15 protein-coding genes are annotated in these 14344 nt (G+C 43.0%); 13 read left to right on the top strand and 2 right to left on the bottom strand.

Features of this window, described 5'->3' with window-relative positions; all coding sequences use genetic code 11:
• The first annotated feature begins 27 nt into the window (after positions 1–27).
• The 3 genes from KJW29_RS27490 to KJW29_RS27480 all read left to right on the top strand — a co-directional run bounded on the left by KJW29_RS27490 (position 28) and on the right by KJW29_RS27480 (position 2314).
• Positions 28–495 (top strand): hypothetical protein, encoded by a 468-nt coding sequence (locus KJW29_RS27490; protein ID WP_214627071.1) that lies wholly within the window; start codon positions 28–30, stop codon positions 493–495.
• 316 nt (positions 496–811) lie between these two features.
• The gene (locus KJW29_RS27485) at positions 812–1378 is read left to right on the top strand and encodes an Imm44 family immunity protein (protein WP_214627070.1); all 567 of its coding nucleotides are present in this window, start codon (positions 812–814) and stop codon (positions 1376–1378) included.
• A gap of 183 nt (positions 1379–1561) precedes the next feature.
• Positions 1562–2314 carry an SDR family NAD(P)-dependent oxidoreductase gene (locus KJW29_RS27480; RefSeq protein WP_214627069.1) on the top strand — a complete coding sequence of 251 codons (753 nt, stop codon included), beginning with the start codon at positions 1562–1564 and terminating at the stop codon, positions 2312–2314.
• A gap of 225 nt (positions 2315–2539) precedes the next feature.
• Here KJW29_RS27480 and KJW29_RS27475 read toward each other — a convergent pair whose 3' ends face one another.
• Positions 2540–3133 carry a TetR/AcrR family transcriptional regulator gene (locus KJW29_RS27475; protein ID WP_214627068.1) on the bottom strand — a complete coding sequence of 198 codons (594 nt, stop codon included), beginning with the start codon at positions 3131–3133 and terminating at the stop codon, positions 2540–2542.
• A 197-nt stretch (positions 3134–3330) separates the two neighbouring features.
• Between KJW29_RS27475 and KJW29_RS27470 the strand changes: the two genes are divergently transcribed.
• The 7 genes from KJW29_RS27470 (at position 3331) to KJW29_RS27440 (ending at position 9720) form a co-directional block, all read left to right on the top strand.
• On the top strand, positions 3331–3990 hold the full coding sequence (locus tag KJW29_RS27470) for an SDR family NAD(P)-dependent oxidoreductase (protein ID WP_214627067.1): 660 nt from the start codon (positions 3331–3333) through the stop codon (positions 3988–3990).
• Positions 3991–4029: 39 nt separating this feature from the next.
• On the top strand, positions 4030–4674 hold the full coding sequence (locus KJW29_RS27465; protein ID WP_214627066.1) for an NAD(P)-dependent oxidoreductase: 645 nt from the start codon (positions 4030–4032) through the stop codon (positions 4672–4674).
• 42 nt (positions 4675–4716) lie between these two features.
• Complete coding sequence (locus KJW29_RS27460) at positions 4717–5349, top strand: DsbA family oxidoreductase (RefSeq protein ID WP_214627065.1); 633 nt, start codon at positions 4717–4719, stop codon at positions 5347–5349.
• A 549-nt stretch (positions 5350–5898) separates the two neighbouring features.
• Positions 5899–6477 carry a TetR/AcrR family transcriptional regulator gene (locus KJW29_RS27455; protein ID WP_214627064.1) on the top strand — a complete coding sequence of 193 codons (579 nt, stop codon included), beginning with the start codon at positions 5899–5901 and terminating at the stop codon, positions 6475–6477.
• Between the two features lie 95 nt (positions 6478–6572).
• Positions 6573–7565 (top strand): NADP-dependent oxidoreductase, encoded by a 993-nt coding sequence (locus KJW29_RS27450; protein WP_214627063.1) that lies wholly within the window; start codon positions 6573–6575, stop codon positions 7563–7565.
• A gap of 13 nt (positions 7566–7578) precedes the next feature.
• Positions 7579–8277: an SDR family oxidoreductase gene (locus KJW29_RS27445; protein ID WP_214627062.1), complete on the top strand. Its 699-nt coding sequence runs from the start codon at positions 7579–7581 to the stop codon at positions 8275–8277.
• A 360-nt stretch (positions 8278–8637) separates the two neighbouring features.
• A complete protein-coding gene (locus KJW29_RS27440) occupies positions 8638–9720 on the top strand; it encodes an alkene reductase (RefSeq protein ID WP_214627061.1) in 1083 nt (360 codons plus the stop codon).
• Between the two features lie 153 nt (positions 9721–9873).
• On the opposite strand, the gene KJW29_RS27435 is transcribed toward KJW29_RS27440, so the two are convergent.
• Positions 9874–10929, bottom strand: a complete 1056-nt coding sequence (locus KJW29_RS27435) for a stalk domain-containing protein (protein ID WP_214627060.1) — start codon at positions 10927–10929, stop codon at positions 9874–9876.
• 315 nt (positions 10930–11244) lie between these two features.
• Between KJW29_RS27435 and KJW29_RS27430 the strand changes: the two genes are divergently transcribed.
• The 3 genes from KJW29_RS27430 to KJW29_RS27420 all read left to right on the top strand — a co-directional run bounded on the left by KJW29_RS27430 (position 11245) and on the right by KJW29_RS27420 (position 13924).
• Positions 11245–11976 carry an ABC transporter ATP-binding protein gene (locus KJW29_RS27430; protein WP_214631346.1) on the top strand — a complete coding sequence of 244 codons (732 nt, stop codon included), beginning with the start codon at positions 11245–11247 and terminating at the stop codon, positions 11974–11976.
• Positions 11977–11985: 9 nt separating this feature from the next.
• Entirely contained in the window at positions 11986–13254 is a 1269-nt protein-coding gene (locus KJW29_RS27425; protein WP_214627059.1) for an ABC transporter permease, read from the top strand.
• Positions 13255–13537: 283 nt separating this feature from the next.
• On the top strand, positions 13538–13924 hold the full coding sequence (locus tag KJW29_RS27420) for a VOC family protein (protein WP_214627058.1): 387 nt from the start codon (positions 13538–13540) through the stop codon (positions 13922–13924).
• Positions 13925–14344 lie beyond the last annotated feature (420 nt).

Genomic DNA, 14344 nt, shown 5'->3' with positions numbered 1-14344 from the left:
ATATTGAAGGGAAAAAGGAGGGGTGTTTTGAAAAAGTCAATTATATTAATAATGTTGATTGCGTTATTAATATTGTCAGCCTGCACGAGTGGTAACAATAATCAAATTAACCTGTCCCCTCAAAATAAAGCTAACGTAGACGGTAGCTCCGAGAATAATGCAGTGCAGGAAGCAAACGAATCGGTGGATTCAAAAATAAAAATTGATGATCAAATAACCGGTGAAGTAGTCGATGTAATTCAGAATCATATCCTAGCCGTTCACACAAACGATGAAGAATTGGTTAAATCTACTGTATTAAAGGATCTTGATTTTGACGAGCGGGTGTACGCATTGTGGAATGATAGTTTAAAGGAATATAAACTTGAAAAATTAGATTACGGGCACGGGGATGAGAATAACGAAGTTGTGACGGTTACTTTCATAAATGATGTTGTATTATCGTTTGCTGTAACAAAAACAAGTGATGGTTGGAAGTTATACGATATAGACTGATTATTTGATACCAGTGAGCAATCAATCAGTTTTCCTTTATTGAACATCATTACGACCAGACATTGGACGATGCACTTTGTTAACTTCCGGATATAATAGGGCTATAAAAAATTGAACTTACCGAGGAACGATAGTTGAATCACCGACAATCTCGCCGCCCATTACATCGGTGGCCTTCTGTGCATATTAAGAAACAAGATCATCTGTGGAATAGGTAGCAGACCTCTTAGATGTCATGTTTGCTAAAACTTTGATAGTATATAATGAGTTCAAATTTGGCGGTGAGATTGATATTGTCTAAAAGAAGGAGGCATGAATGAAACTAGCTTTTTATCAAGATACACATGGAACGTGTGTAGGTCAATTGAGTGATGAACTATTACCGTTAGAAGAAGTAGCAGAAACATGGCAGTTTCCGTATGATATCATTGTTGTCTGGCGTGTGTTACCTGAAAGTTATGGCCGAAAAACATTTAGACGCTTTGATAGCAATGATAATACTTTAGCGTTAGACATGAGCATTATCTATGAACGGTATCAACTGATGTCTAAAAATGAACAACGTGAGGCATTAGGGATTTATCTCTATACTTATATATCGGAGTCTGTTGCTAAATATAAGAAGTATGCAGATAAGGAAACGCAAAATCAATTTTTAGCTAAGGTAAAAAATTGGATGTTGGAAAACAATTGGCTAGATGGAAAGATAAATCAAGCACGGGAACTTCTTACGCAGAATAGGGGACTTTATGAAGTCAGCCAACAATTGCAAATGCCGTTAGAAGAAGTTGAGTATATCCTTCTCCGTATGAATGACTATGAGCAGGCAGACGTTCATCCTGATAATATTGTAGCCGGAAAAGCTCCGCCCTATCAGTTGTAAGAAGGCTGTGAGGGGATATGAAGCCCCTCTACTCAATAAGCAAATCAACGAAGGAGCTGGCCGCGACAGCTCCTTTAGCATTTTTCGCCGATAGACCCGTTAAGCTGAACCGTACCATAAGTAGCGGTAAGCTTCAGGTAGTCATTGCAATTATGTATTCTGGAGTAAAGGGAGGGCGTCGGTATGCAGAGTTTTTTCGGGAAGGTCGTTCTAATTACAGGGGGTAGTTCGGGAATCGGTCAGGCGACGGCTGAATTAATGGCAGCAAGGGGAGCGAAGGTTGTTATACATTATCGAGATCATATACAAGGTGCTACAGAAGCGCTAGCGATGATTCGAGAAGTGGGGGGCGATGGTCATATCGTTCAGGCCGATATTACTAAGAAAGATGAAGTCGAGGCTATGGTGCAAGAGGTTATATCCATGTATGGGGTTGTGGATGTATTAATTAATAACGCTGGAGGGGGTGTCAAGAAGAGCACATTTATGGAAATGACGGAACAATTGTGGGACGAGACCTATGCTTTAAACGTCAAAAGCATTCTTTTCTGTTCTCAGGCTGTTTTAAAATATATGATCCCGAGAAAATCGGGTAAAATTATTAATCTATCTTCGGCTGCGGCCCGCATTGGGGGAGCGGGCGAAAGTATTCACTATGCCTCCGCCAAAGGGGCCGTAAATACGTTAACCGTCGGTATGTCGAGAGAGCTTATTGAACATGGAATTATAGTAAACGGTGTGGCTCCCGGAATGGTGGATACACCCTTTCATGAAAAGTTTGCTCCATATGAGCATCGTCTCGAAAGGCTGATTGCTTCCGTCCCTCTTCAGCGCGCGGCAACCCCCATGGAAATTGCGGAAGTGATCTGTTTTCTTGCTTCGGATGCGGCGAATTATATGTTGGGGGAGACCATCACCGTTAGCGGCGGTAGATAATTATCCCCAAACCTTGTGTCAGACCTTAAACTTGCCGTTACAGACAGGGCGGAGAACCGTGCTACAAATAGCGTTAAAGCGAAGAGCGGAGGGTTCTGTTAGTCTTCAAGAGTAAAACACAATATTATTGACGGTGTAGTAACAAATGAAGGAGCTATCATTCGATGGCTCCTTTATGCTTTCTTTCTCTATCTTCTCAGCTATTGTACGCAGGATGTTATCGCTTTAATCATTGGTGACAATACCTGCGGCTTTTAAGTGTCCATGAGTTAGAATTTTTCCGAATTGAGAAGCGAGTTCCTTTGGAGTGTAAGAAAAATCATTTTTAACCCACCATATTACAATGCCCATAAAAGTAGATGCGATATATTGGAGTAATAATTCCTTTGAAATCTTCAGGGGAGTATTATCCAAGCCATCTTCCACTGTATTTTTTATTATTTCCTCCATTTTTGATTGAAAACCATAAATTCTATTCTCATCAAGTAACAATGCTTTGTAAAAGGGAATATTGTCCTTAATTTTCTCCAGTATGGTTTGCATAAGTTGTTCAAGCATAGAGCCGCTTACAGGAGATTTGCTGCTCGAACAAAGCTTGAGTGTACTATTTAGTTCTTCTAACAATTCGTCCATAGCTACGTTTAACAAATCGGGTTTGTTCTGATAATGAAGGTAAAATGTATTCCGGTTAATCATCGCCTTATCTGCAATATCCTGGATCGTAATCCCTTCATATCCTTTCTCATTAAGAAGCTCTATAAACGCCCTTTTAATCGAATGCTTGGAGCGAATGATACGCAAATCGGTTTTTTTGTTCATTATGACTCGTTCCCTTATATTTTTTTGTTAGATATACGACATTTGAGCACAAACTGTATTTTATCTCTCAAAATCAAAATTATTAAACATTGAATGCCGATCTTTCATTAATTATAATGAACAAAAGATAAATATACAACACAATGACCATTATTTATCTTATTGATAATTAACTCAACTTGAAAGGGAGATATTAAATGAAAACGATAGCAATTGTTGGAGCAGGAGCAGGTTTAGGAATGTCCATCGCGAAAAAATTCGGACAAAATGGTTTTCGCGTAGCTCTTATTGCTCGAAATGAAGAAAAGTTGAACCAACTGGTTATTGAATTGGAACAATTGGGGATCGAAACTGCTGCATTTCAAGCGGACATATTAAATAAAGAACAAATTGAGAAGGCATTTGCCGCTGTAAAAGAGAAATACGGATTTATTGATGTTCTTGAATACAGTCCGACGCCGAGCTTTAACACAGTAGCACCAGCATTAGATGTAACAGAAGAAAATGCGTTATACCAATTTCAATTTAATGTTTTAGGTGCTTTATCGAGTGTTCGCCAAGTGCTTTCGAATATGTTGGATAAGCAAAGCGGTGCCCTATTATTTACGACTGGAGGCGCTGCAGTCCACCCAGTACCGATGATGGGTAATGTCGGAATCGCAATTTCAGGACTTCGTAATTATATCTTTAATTTGAACAGCGAATTAGCTGACAAAGGTATTTATGCGGGCCACCTTTCGATCGGAATTTGGATGCAGCCCAATTCAGGAGTTCAAGACAAAATCGCTGATATTTGGTACGACATGTACACCAAAAGAGACAGAGTAGAAGAGTTTGTAACTGAAGATAAAGTGTGATTTGAATAATTTATGTTTGAAGGAGATGCAAGAAAGAATATGAATATCACCATTTTTGGTGCAAGTGGTGCAATTGGGCAGCTTCTAACACGATTAGCTTTAAATAACGGAGATTTCGTTACGGCATATGTTAGGAACCCCAAAAAAATCAGCCTCAAACATCCAAATTTGAGCCTTGTACAAGGGGAACTTTCGAATGCTTTAACTATCGAGAAGGCAATTGCTAAATCAGATGTCGTAATCAGCACATTGGGACCAGCATCCGATATGTCACGAAAGCGTAAAGGCACGCCGATTGCTGACGGACACGAACTGATTATTAGGGCTATGAAGAAACATAACAAAAAAAGGTTAATTACACTTGCGACGCCAGCTTTGCAATCAGATGACGATAAGAAAAACATTTCGACGATACTTCCAGGTGTATTAGCCAAAGTTTTCCTTCCAAACGGTCATGCAGAAATGAAGAAAATGGAAGGAATTATTAAACAATCGAGCCTTGATTGGACAGTTGTTCGAATTATTAATCCAAATGTTAAGCACAAAGGGCAAGCTTATGATTATTCATTCGGTGATAAACCGGCTAAATTAGGTGTTTCAAGAGAAAATGTAGCTAAATTCATGTACTCTGCCGCTCGTAATAAACAATTGATTAAAAAAATGCCTATTATTTATAATCAATAAGTCCCCAGGTTTTTGATAATTTGTAGTGAGGGAGCATTCAAAATGAAAATTGAAATTTGGTCGGATTATGTTTGCCCCTTTTGCTATATTGGTAAACGACGATTAGAGACAGCACTGGAGCAATTCGCTTATCGGAATGAAGTGGTTATTGAATATAGAAGCTTTGAACTTAATCCGCAAGCATCAATGTACTCAGGCAAAAATATGCATCAAATGCTCTCTGAGAAACATGGTATGAGTATCGAGCAAGCGAAAAAAGCAAATGCTGAACTTGGACAACAAGCGGCAATGATGGGTCTAGTGTATAATTTCGACCAAATGAAGCCCACCAATACGTTTGATGCTCATCGTTTAACCCAATATGCCAAATCTGTTGGTAAAGATAGGGATTTATCGGAAAAATTGTTCTATTCTTATTACACGGACTCCAAGCTAATAAGCGATCATGATACATTAGTAGATATTGCAGAATCAGTTGGAATGAATACGGACGAATCAATGGCAATTCTTCGTGATTCCTCCAAATATACTAACGATGTGCGTTCAGATGAAGCCACAGCAAAGCAATTAGGGATAACAGGAGCACCTTTCTTTGTCATTGATAGAAAATACGCGATATCCGGCGCACAACCAACAGAGGTATTTATGAATGCTCTTAACCAAGCATCTCAATAAAGAAAGCCAATAGGCATTTGTAAGACAGAGATATTATGAAAGCATTGTCGAGAACAATTACAAGTATTTTACAACAGCGTGTAGACAGGCAGACCGTGAACAGTCAGGCACTTCAAGCGAAATAGGCTGAGCAAGAAACCGCCCAAAATCCTTATTGGAATTTGGGCGGATTATTCTTTTTGTCATAACTCAACGAAAGCAATCTCCAAATCATTAAATGAAGTGACTGTCTGCTTGCCCTTAGTTGTTTTTGTTGATATTGACAAGAAAATTGTCAGTCAGTTTAATTTTAGTAATATACTGAATGAGTGAATCAATGAAGAATCAACTTTGCATAAGATCATATTACACCTCGGAGTATTCGGCAAGATTCATTACGCTAACGGAGAACGATAGTTGAATCAACAGAGAAAACCTAAATTGGAAACAGCCATAATTATTCCGACAATGCAAGGGGCATGATTAAAGATGCATCGGAAAGATAAGGAAGCCTTCGATTCTTTACCGATCGTTCTCAATATGCTATATTGATGACGAGGGGGAAATGAAATGGCCAGAAGCAAGGAGTTTGAAGAGAGTGCGGTATTGGATAAAGCAATGAGACTCTTCTGGCAACAGGGCTACGAGAAGACGTCCATGACTGATCTGGTCGAGCACATGGGAATACATCGAAGAAGTTTGTATGACACATTTGGCGATAAACATCAGTTGTTTCTAAAAGCGATGGATCGCTTCGACAATAAAATTAGCGCCTCTCTTGAAGGAGAAGTTAAGCGCTCCAAGACTGCAGTGGAAGCTCTTCAGTTTATTTTCGAACTCATGATTGAGGGAGAAGAGGACTCGCCTCCCGGATGCTTAATGGTGAATTCGGCCGTGGAGTTGGCAGCACGAGATGCCGATGTGGATACAAAGTCCACTGAAGCGTTCGCTACAGCTGAGCAGCTTCTCAAAGACATTATTGCTTGGGGGCAACGGGACGGTCAGTTCACCACTGATTATGAGGCCGGTGAATTGGCGGAATATCTGCATAATGCATGGGTGGGGTTAAGGGTAATGGCAAGAACCTCGGTTTCTAGAGAGAAACTTCACCGTATTGCTCAAGTATCGATAAAATTTCTAGAAAAATAACAGATTCATTTCTTCCCCATGTAGAAAACAATTTTTTATACCTTTTTTAGAACGATCGTTCTTAAATGTGAGCCGAAGCAAATGGAGGGGTCATAATGCAAGCCATGGTAATTGAAAGATACGGAAAATACCCGCTTAAGCTGGCTGACATTCCAATGCCTGCAGTAGGAGATCATGATGTGTTGGCGGAAATCCATGCGGCAAGTATTAACCCTCTCGATCTCTTAGTGCGGGATGGCAAATTACGCGTACTGTTGAAATACGATATGCCGCATGTTCTAGGATATGATTTCTCAGGCATTGTCATTCAAGTGGGGAGGAAGGTTACGAAATTCAACATAGGCGATGAAATATACGGACGGCCAAGTAAGGGCGGAGCCTTCGCTGAATATATTTCCTTACATGAAAACGATATCGCCCTAAAACCCAAAAACCTATCCTTTGCGGAAGCAGCGTCAATCCCATTGGTCGGGCTTACGTCTTATCAAGTATTGCATGAACGATTGAAGCTATCGGCCGGACAGAAGGTATTGATTCAAGCTGGATCGGGCGGCGTCGGTACGTTTGCGATCCAACTTGCCAAAGCGATGGGACTTTATGTCGCAACAACGACAAGCGAAGCTGGAGCCCAATTGGTGGAATCGCTTGGAGCCGATCGAATCATCAATTACAAAACAGAACAATTCGATACGCTGTTACAAGGTTATGATGCCGTTTTCGATACCAAAGGCGGAGAGACTCTGGAGAAGGCCTTTAAAATTGTCAGAAAGCAAGGTCAAATCGTATCCGTCGTAGGGCCGCCGAATGCGCGGTTCGGAGAAGAGGAGAGGGCTGGCTTTGTCAAAACAAATCTATTTCGATTGATTGCCCGTAAGATCACAAAATTAGAGAAAAAACACAATGTCAAATACAGCTTCTTGTTCATGAAACCGAACGGCAGGCAACTGGAGATCCTTTCCCAATGGATTGAATCAGGGAAAATAAAGCCTGTTATCGATCGAATGTTTCCTTTTGAAGAAGCTCAAAAGGCGATGGAGTACTCAGAATCGGGCAGAGCAAAAGGGAAGCTAATACTAAAGATAAAGTGAGGAGCATCTTATAATGAAGATTTCTGAACAAATCGCATTTGTCACCGGCGCGAACCGAGGTTTAGGTCGCCAACTTGCCACGGAACTTCTATCCAGAGGAGCTAAGGTTTATGCTGGTGCAAGAAATCCAGAATCCCTCGACATTCCAGGTGTAATACCTGTAAAGCTTGATATTACCAACCCGCAAGAGGTAGCCGCGGCTGCCATGGCCGCTAAGGACGTTACGCTTCTGATCAACAATGCAGGATCGTCTACAGGCGCTTCTTTACTTGACGGAGATCTCGATAAAATTCACTTGGAATTTAATACGCACTTCTTTGGCACACTGTCCATGGTTCGTGCTTTCGCACCTGTTATTTCAAATAATGGGGGAGGGTCTATTCTGAATATTCTTTCCGCATTATCTTGGTTCAGTATGGGAAGTGCAGGCGGCTATACGGCTGCAAAGGCGGCAGAGTGGGCTCTGACGAACGAGTTGCGCTTAAATCTGTATCCACAAAAGGTGAGAGTAGCCGGTTTGCATGTGGGCTTTATGGAAACCGATATGACGGCGGGTATTGAAGCTCCTAAGGTCGACCCTGCAGAAGTTGCAAAAAAGGCTATCGATGGAATAGAGTCCGACAGCTTTGAGATTCTTGCCGATGAAACAAGCCTTAATCTCCAACGGGGTCTGGCCGGCGGTGTTGCTGCGTTGTACCCACAGCTGGCGTGATGAGCAAAACGGTACTCATCACCGGCGCGGCGGGCGGGATAGGTAAAGAGCTGAGCAAGGTATTACCATCGATTATCTCGTTAATAATGCGGGCTTCGGCTTGTATGGTACATTCTTGGAGACGCAGTTGGAGCAAGAGATGAACACTTTAGTAGCGGCGTCATGGAGGTTGGGCAGGTAGCCGACATCGGATATGCGAATTCATGCGAGGCAAGACGTTAATTATTACAGGAGGGCGTAACCGGATGATGTCTTTCCTTCCGCGGTTACTGCCGCGCAAGCTGATGACCCACTTGGTCGGATCCGCACAGGGCAAAGTAGAACAATAACTGAATATAAACAAAAGAGGAGTGCATGAAAATGGAAAAACTATGGAGCAAAACGAAAATTGGAAATCTGGAATTATCTAATCGGTTGGCGATGGCACCAATGACACGAAGCAGAGCACAAGAGGATGGTACACCTGGAGAACTAACTCCCCTTTATTATGCTCAAAGAGCATCGATGGGTTTAATTATTACGGAAGGTACACAGCCTTCTGATGATGGTCAAGGTTACTTAAGATCACCTGGCATCTATACTGAAAAGCATATTGAAGGTTGGAAAAAGGTTACAGATGCGGTGCGTGAAGCAGGTGGATATCTTTTTATCCAATTAATGCATGTCGGTCGGATATCGCATCCCGACAATACTCCGCATCATCGTCAAGCGGTTGCGCCATCTGCGATCGCACCTGGCGAACCGATATTTACGGCTAAAGGGATGCTGGAAGTACCTGTTCCAAGAGAGTTAAGTGAAGAAGATATTCAAACTACAATTGCGGACTTTCGAAAAGCGGCTGCGGCAGCTATTGCAGCAGGAGCTGCTGGCGTTGAAATTCATGGAGCCAACGGATATCTGATTAATCAGTTTATCAGTGAAAACGCGAATAAACGAGTGGATAAATACGGTGGATCGATAGATAATCGTGCTCGCTTTGCACTTGAAGTAACGAGAGCGATTGTTGAAGAAATCGGAGCAGAAAAAACAGGCTTCCGTATTTCCCCGGGAACACCTCTTAACGGAATTGATGAAGGTGAACACGGTCCAGAAGTTTATCTTCACCTTGTGAAAGAATTAGCTAAATACAATTTAGCATACCTCCATGTTATGCATTTAGGGAACGAAACACTGCTCCACGAAATTCGCAACATCTGGTCAAATCCATTATTAGTAAATCGAGCTGGACGGGATCTAGAAGATATTAGTGTAGATGTTGATAGTGGCCTTGCTGATGTGGCGCCAGTCGGGGTATGGTCGTTAGCTAATCCGGATTTGGTGGAGCGTCTTAAAGAAGGTTTCCCTTTGAATGAAGCAGACCGTGCAACATTGTACTCTGGTAACGGGAGCGAGGGCTATACGGATTATCCAACGATGAAAGAATTAAAGTCCCAGAAGGGGTAAGTATAGCTTGAATGGAAAAAAACAAGTTTCCTAAAAGTCGGAGCAAGGTGGCGACGGTACTCATCAGGCGTCACCTTGTTCCATTTCTCCGTTATGCCTTCGAGAGGGGCCTGTCTTACTTAGTCCTTGACACGGGGGAGAAATTACGCGCCCTCATCCTTTGATTTCAAGCGAAAACAAGGATCCGTACTGAAATTTCAGCTGGGAGCTCTCTTTTGTTTTCGTTTTTTCATTTAAATAGCTGATCTTCTCGGGAATTTCGACTCCGGCCAAATATTTTCCAGCTGCAACGGGTTTGCCATCATTCGTTGTTTGGTTCCACATCAGCGTTGCTTGGTAACCTTCGCCTTGAAGTAGCTTTCCTTGCAGATCAGTAATTTTTTCTTTGTAAACGAGTTTTCCTTTTCCTACACCTTCTTTTTCCTCATAGACAACAAAGTATAACGGTGTAGAATCGACTACGACAGTGTTGCCACTCGTATTATAGAAATCTAACGAATAGGCGATAATCTTGCCTTTTATAAAGGGACCACTGTCATTTGCCGGTACCAATCTACCGAAGAGCGGTTTAGTATTAAAATCGATTGGCAATGGATCATAGCGGAACTTGTTCACGGCATCTTCAACGGATACCCGATAGGATTCAATCGGCGAGCGGGCTACCTGGGTTTGGAACGTTCTCACTTCACCTGCTTTTGGTGGCTGTGCAGCCTGGTTATCGATATACACAAAGGTTGAGTAGTTCCCCCACTGCCCATCGGCATCAATTGGGAAAATTCTAACGATCTTACCCTTCAGATCCTTGTTGATTTTAATAGTTCCTTCCGTTATCGTCTCTCCTTCTTTACCTGCAAGGTTGCCAATGGTTACATAGCCACCCGGATCGCTCAAACGCAATTTGTCCAAAAACAACTGATTAAAAACCTCAATCTGATGCACATTACCATTTGCACTTGAAGCAGCTTCATACTTTACTTGTGCCCCCATCGATTCCGCAAACAAGCGTAGCGGGACATAGGTTTTGTTGTTATAGTTAATGATGCCGTCCGCTCCTGTACCGTCAATGGTTACGATTGTACTACCATTGTGGATCGTTACTTTGCTTTTAAACAGCTTGGCTTGAATCGTGTTGGGCAGGACTGCAGCGGTTAAAACCAGCAATAGCGCGCAGCTCAAAAAGCCAGCAAAATAATACCTCAAATTCCTCATTGTGCACATCCTTCCTTTTTAATATAAACGCCCCCTCGTCAAAAAAAGTTGTGTTTTTGCTGATTTTCCCTGGATCACTTCTCAAGGACATTGGATGGTATGCTTTTCTCTGCTTCTTTTGGGCGACCATCATACGCATGATTTTGAATGATTTCTCGGCAAAGTATAGTACCGCCAAGGATGAGTGGCTGTTTCGACTTGAGTTGCTTTGAACAAAATGCCGTTACCGGGTGGATGGCTGCTTCGTAATGCATAGACAGGAAAGGAATTAATAGTTGTAGTATGCCCGAGTTAGGAGCTGATGTGGTGGTTAAGATGAACGAAGAGAAAACAACAAATTCTGAAGAATATGTATTGCGTATAGCGATTGATGAGGCGGGCTATGAAGAGGATAAGCCAATAATACGAGATATCCAACTGCGGGTTGCACCGGGCGAGCTTGTTGGGTTGATCGGTCCGAATGGAGCGGGCAAAAGCACGACAGTGAAGACAATTCTTGGCCTGCTGGCCCATGTGAAGGGGCAAGTTGAACTGGGAGGCAAGAACAAACGTTATGCCTATGTGCCGGAGCAGCCGATATATTATGAATATTTTACACTGTGGGAGCATCTGAGGCTTGCGGCAAGCGCATTCGGACTGAAGGAAGGCGAATTTGAGTGTAAAGCAGAGGCTCTGCTGGACCGGTTCAGACTGACAGAACAAAAGCATCTGTACCCGGTGAACTTCTCCAAGGGCATGCAACAGAAATTGATGCTTATTATCGCGTTCCTGCTGGAACCGGATATCTATGTAGTGGACGAGCCATTCGTTGGACTTGACCCGCGCGCTACAAGCGACTTCCTTGAGCTGCTGATGAGCGAGCTTTCACGAGGCGCAGGTGTGCTGATGTCTACGCATGTGCTGGATACCGCTGAAAAAATCTGCCAAAGCTTCGTGCTCATCAACGGAGGGTCTGTCGTGGCGCAAGGTACGCTTCAGCAGGTTAGAATAGATGCGGGATGCCCGGAGGATGCTACGTTATCCGAATGCTTCCTTGCTTTGACGTAAGGAGGTAAGATGATGTTAAACAAGACATTGTTAACACCAGGACGCTTATTCCTTATTCGGTTGAAAAACAATGGAAAGGAGCAATTCCGGGTATGGAATAGTGTACTCGATTGGACGGTATGGCTATATTTGGTTATTCCAGGTCTCGTCATATTCGGCGGGCTTTATCGGGAGCTTTGGCAACGATTGCCCGAATGGGCGATTGATGTTCCCTGGACATCGCTGTACCCGATCGTCATTTTTGTATTGATGGCGTTTGGACGTATTCGAACCTATGTGGAGGAAGCGGATCGGTTGTTCCTGTTGCAACGGCCAAGGTGGCTACAGATGCTGAAGCGATACGGCATGTTCTATTCCTTCTTGAAGCAGGCGCTTGTGCTGCTGATTCCTTTTGCTATACTCTTACCTTTTCTGATTAAGGCTGAGGGAATGGAATGGGAGCATATCGGAGCAGCATATCTGTATGCTTGGCTGTACGGAATGTTCATATCCATGGTCTTCCATCAGTTGAAAAACATCGCGCGAGGTTGGCGGCAATGGCTGCTGCAAGTCGTGACGCTGATCGTATTAGCGGCAGCTTATCTGGTACCGATGCTTATGCTTTCGCCTGGCTCATCCGATTTCATACCAGCCTGGATTGGCATGTCATTCGTATTCCTGCTGTCGTTGTTCGTGTGCTTGCGAACAGGCATTCATTATGAGGCCGAGGTCAGAAGCGAGCGCAACGCGCGATTGAGCAGCACGGAATTCTTGATGAGCCGTATCGTACCTTCGAAGCCCATCGTTAAAGTGAAGCGTCCGCTGTTATTCAGGCGTTCCCAACGCTTATTTGGAGAGACGGATGCGGGTACGCTGCTGGCCGAGATGAGATTGAAAGCTTTTTTGCGGTCTATGATGCCTCTTCGGGTGTGGATCGGATTCCTATTTGTAACGTCGTACGCATCAACACTGGTGTCTCCGCCCGCTGCTTTTGCCTTATTAATAGGATTCCTCATCATCGGTGTTTCTTGGTTGCGCATGCAATGGGAGCAGTGGTACGCTGAGGAATTCGTGGCACAGTTCCCATGGAAAGGCGATTCAGTCAAACGAGCGATTCGGTTATCGCGATTTTGGCTGTTGCTGCCTCATCTGTCCATCTGGTCGGGCTTGGCAGGGTACAGGTGGGCCGGATTATGGGCGATTGTTCCTGCAGCGGTGGTATGCGGATTGATTTGGTGGGGGATAAGCAGAAGTGAGGTGGTAATGAGGTTGCGCGAGAAGGAGAAGGAGAGCGCGTAGGACAGTTCTGGAGGCGCAGCTTCCATTTCGTATATTCTACATGTGGGCAAGACTCCTGAAGGAGCAGGCCACTTAAGAGGATTCAACTAACGGGAGTCAATAGCACCACGACATGACGGCAGCCGGCCACGCGATCGGTTGCCGTTATTCGTTGAGGTAACATACATGTTTTATTGAAGTCAGTCCGTTTTTTACAATCAACAAGAGTGACATAGAAACTATAATGGTGATTGTAAGGTGTTGGGCATTTATTATAAAAATATGAGTCTGGAGGAACATTGAAATGGAACTAACTCACACTCGCTTATTAGTGGATTGCTTTAAAGAATGTTTTATATTTTATCGGGATGTAATGGGATTTGAACCTATATGGGGCACGGAAGAGGGCAGATATGCTGATTTCAATGCAGGAAATACCACGCTAGCTCTTTTTGATAGAAAGTCCATGGCTGATGCAATCAACGAGGCTTATTCTGTAAACGATCAATTTAATGATCGTATGGTACTTGTGTTTCAGGTGAAGGATGTAGACAAGTCATTTCTGGAGCTGAAAGAAAAAATTAATTTTTTATCGGAGCCGATTTCTAGACAATATGGGATAAGGAGTGTGAACTTCAGAGATCCCGCAGGAAACTTAATCGAGTTATATCATGAAATCCCGATGGAGTAAGGGGTAAGGAGAGTATCAAGAAGAGAAAAAAAGATAGGTTTGAGAATGACGAGATTCCAAACCATCCTAGACTAGGTCCTAATCTTACCCTAAGCAAAGAAACGAGGATGCATTTGGACCAACTAGTGAACATATTCAACAAGTTATTTTTTATATGTATGTTGAGGATGTTTATAGGCTCATCCAAAAGATGACAAATAGAGATGCCGAGGTCTAACCGATCGAACCCGAAGAGACTTTCTGGGGGGACATAAGAGCAAGATTAAAGGATCCATTCGGATACTTATGGGATGTTGCTCAAAAAGTGCATGTTCGAAAGAGTTCAACAGGTTTTCCGGTAATAGGAGACGCTAGTACAATACAAGATAAAGAATAAAACCTTTCATTAAGAAGCAAACTAGAATTAATAGCTTCTAAAGG

The sequence above is a fragment of the Paenibacillus agaridevorans genome, from assembly GCF_018604145.1.
Lineage (GTDB): Bacteria > Bacillota > Bacilli > Paenibacillales > Paenibacillaceae > Pristimantibacillus > Pristimantibacillus agaridevorans.
Note: the sequence above shows the minus strand (reverse complement) of the source record. Positions and strands in the feature narration are given on the sequence as shown.

Coding starts and splice junctions, on each gene's coding strand:
- KJW29_RS27480 (WP_214627069.1), top strand. CDS start 1,562: ATGCAGAGTTTTTTCGGGAAGGTCGTTCTAATTACAGGGGGTAGTTCG.
- KJW29_RS27465 (WP_214627066.1), top strand. CDS start 4,030: ATGAATATCACCATTTTTGGTGCAAGTGGTGCAATTGGGCAGCTTCTA.
- KJW29_RS27440 (WP_214627061.1), top strand. CDS start 8,638: ATGGAAAAACTATGGAGCAAAACGAAAATTGGAAATCTGGAATTATCT.
- KJW29_RS27460 (WP_214627065.1), top strand. CDS start 4,717: ATGAAAATTGAAATTTGGTCGGATTATGTTTGCCCCTTTTGCTATATT.
- KJW29_RS27475 (WP_214627068.1), bottom strand. CDS start 3,133: ATGAACAAAAAAACCGATTTGCGTATCATTCGCTCCAAGCATTCGATT.
- KJW29_RS27425 (WP_214627059.1), top strand. CDS start 11,986: ATGATGTTAAACAAGACATTGTTAACACCAGGACGCTTATTCCTTATT.
- KJW29_RS27470 (WP_214627067.1), top strand. CDS start 3,331: ATGAAAACGATAGCAATTGTTGGAGCAGGAGCAGGTTTAGGAATGTCC.
- KJW29_RS27445 (WP_214627062.1), top strand. CDS start 7,579: ATGAAGATTTCTGAACAAATCGCATTTGTCACCGGCGCGAACCGAGGT.
- KJW29_RS27450 (WP_214627063.1), top strand. CDS start 6,573: ATGCAAGCCATGGTAATTGAAAGATACGGAAAATACCCGCTTAAGCTG.
- KJW29_RS27435 (WP_214627060.1), bottom strand. CDS start 10,929: ATGAGGAATTTGAGGTATTATTTTGCTGGCTTTTTGAGCTGCGCGCTA.
- KJW29_RS27430 (WP_214631346.1), top strand. CDS start 11,245: ATGAACGAAGAGAAAACAACAAATTCTGAAGAATATGTATTGCGTATA.
- KJW29_RS27455 (WP_214627064.1), top strand. CDS start 5,899: ATGGCCAGAAGCAAGGAGTTTGAAGAGAGTGCGGTATTGGATAAAGCA.
- KJW29_RS27420 (WP_214627058.1), top strand. CDS start 13,538: ATGGAACTAACTCACACTCGCTTATTAGTGGATTGCTTTAAAGAATGT.
- KJW29_RS27485 (WP_214627070.1), top strand. CDS start 812: ATGAAACTAGCTTTTTATCAAGATACACATGGAACGTGTGTAGGTCAA.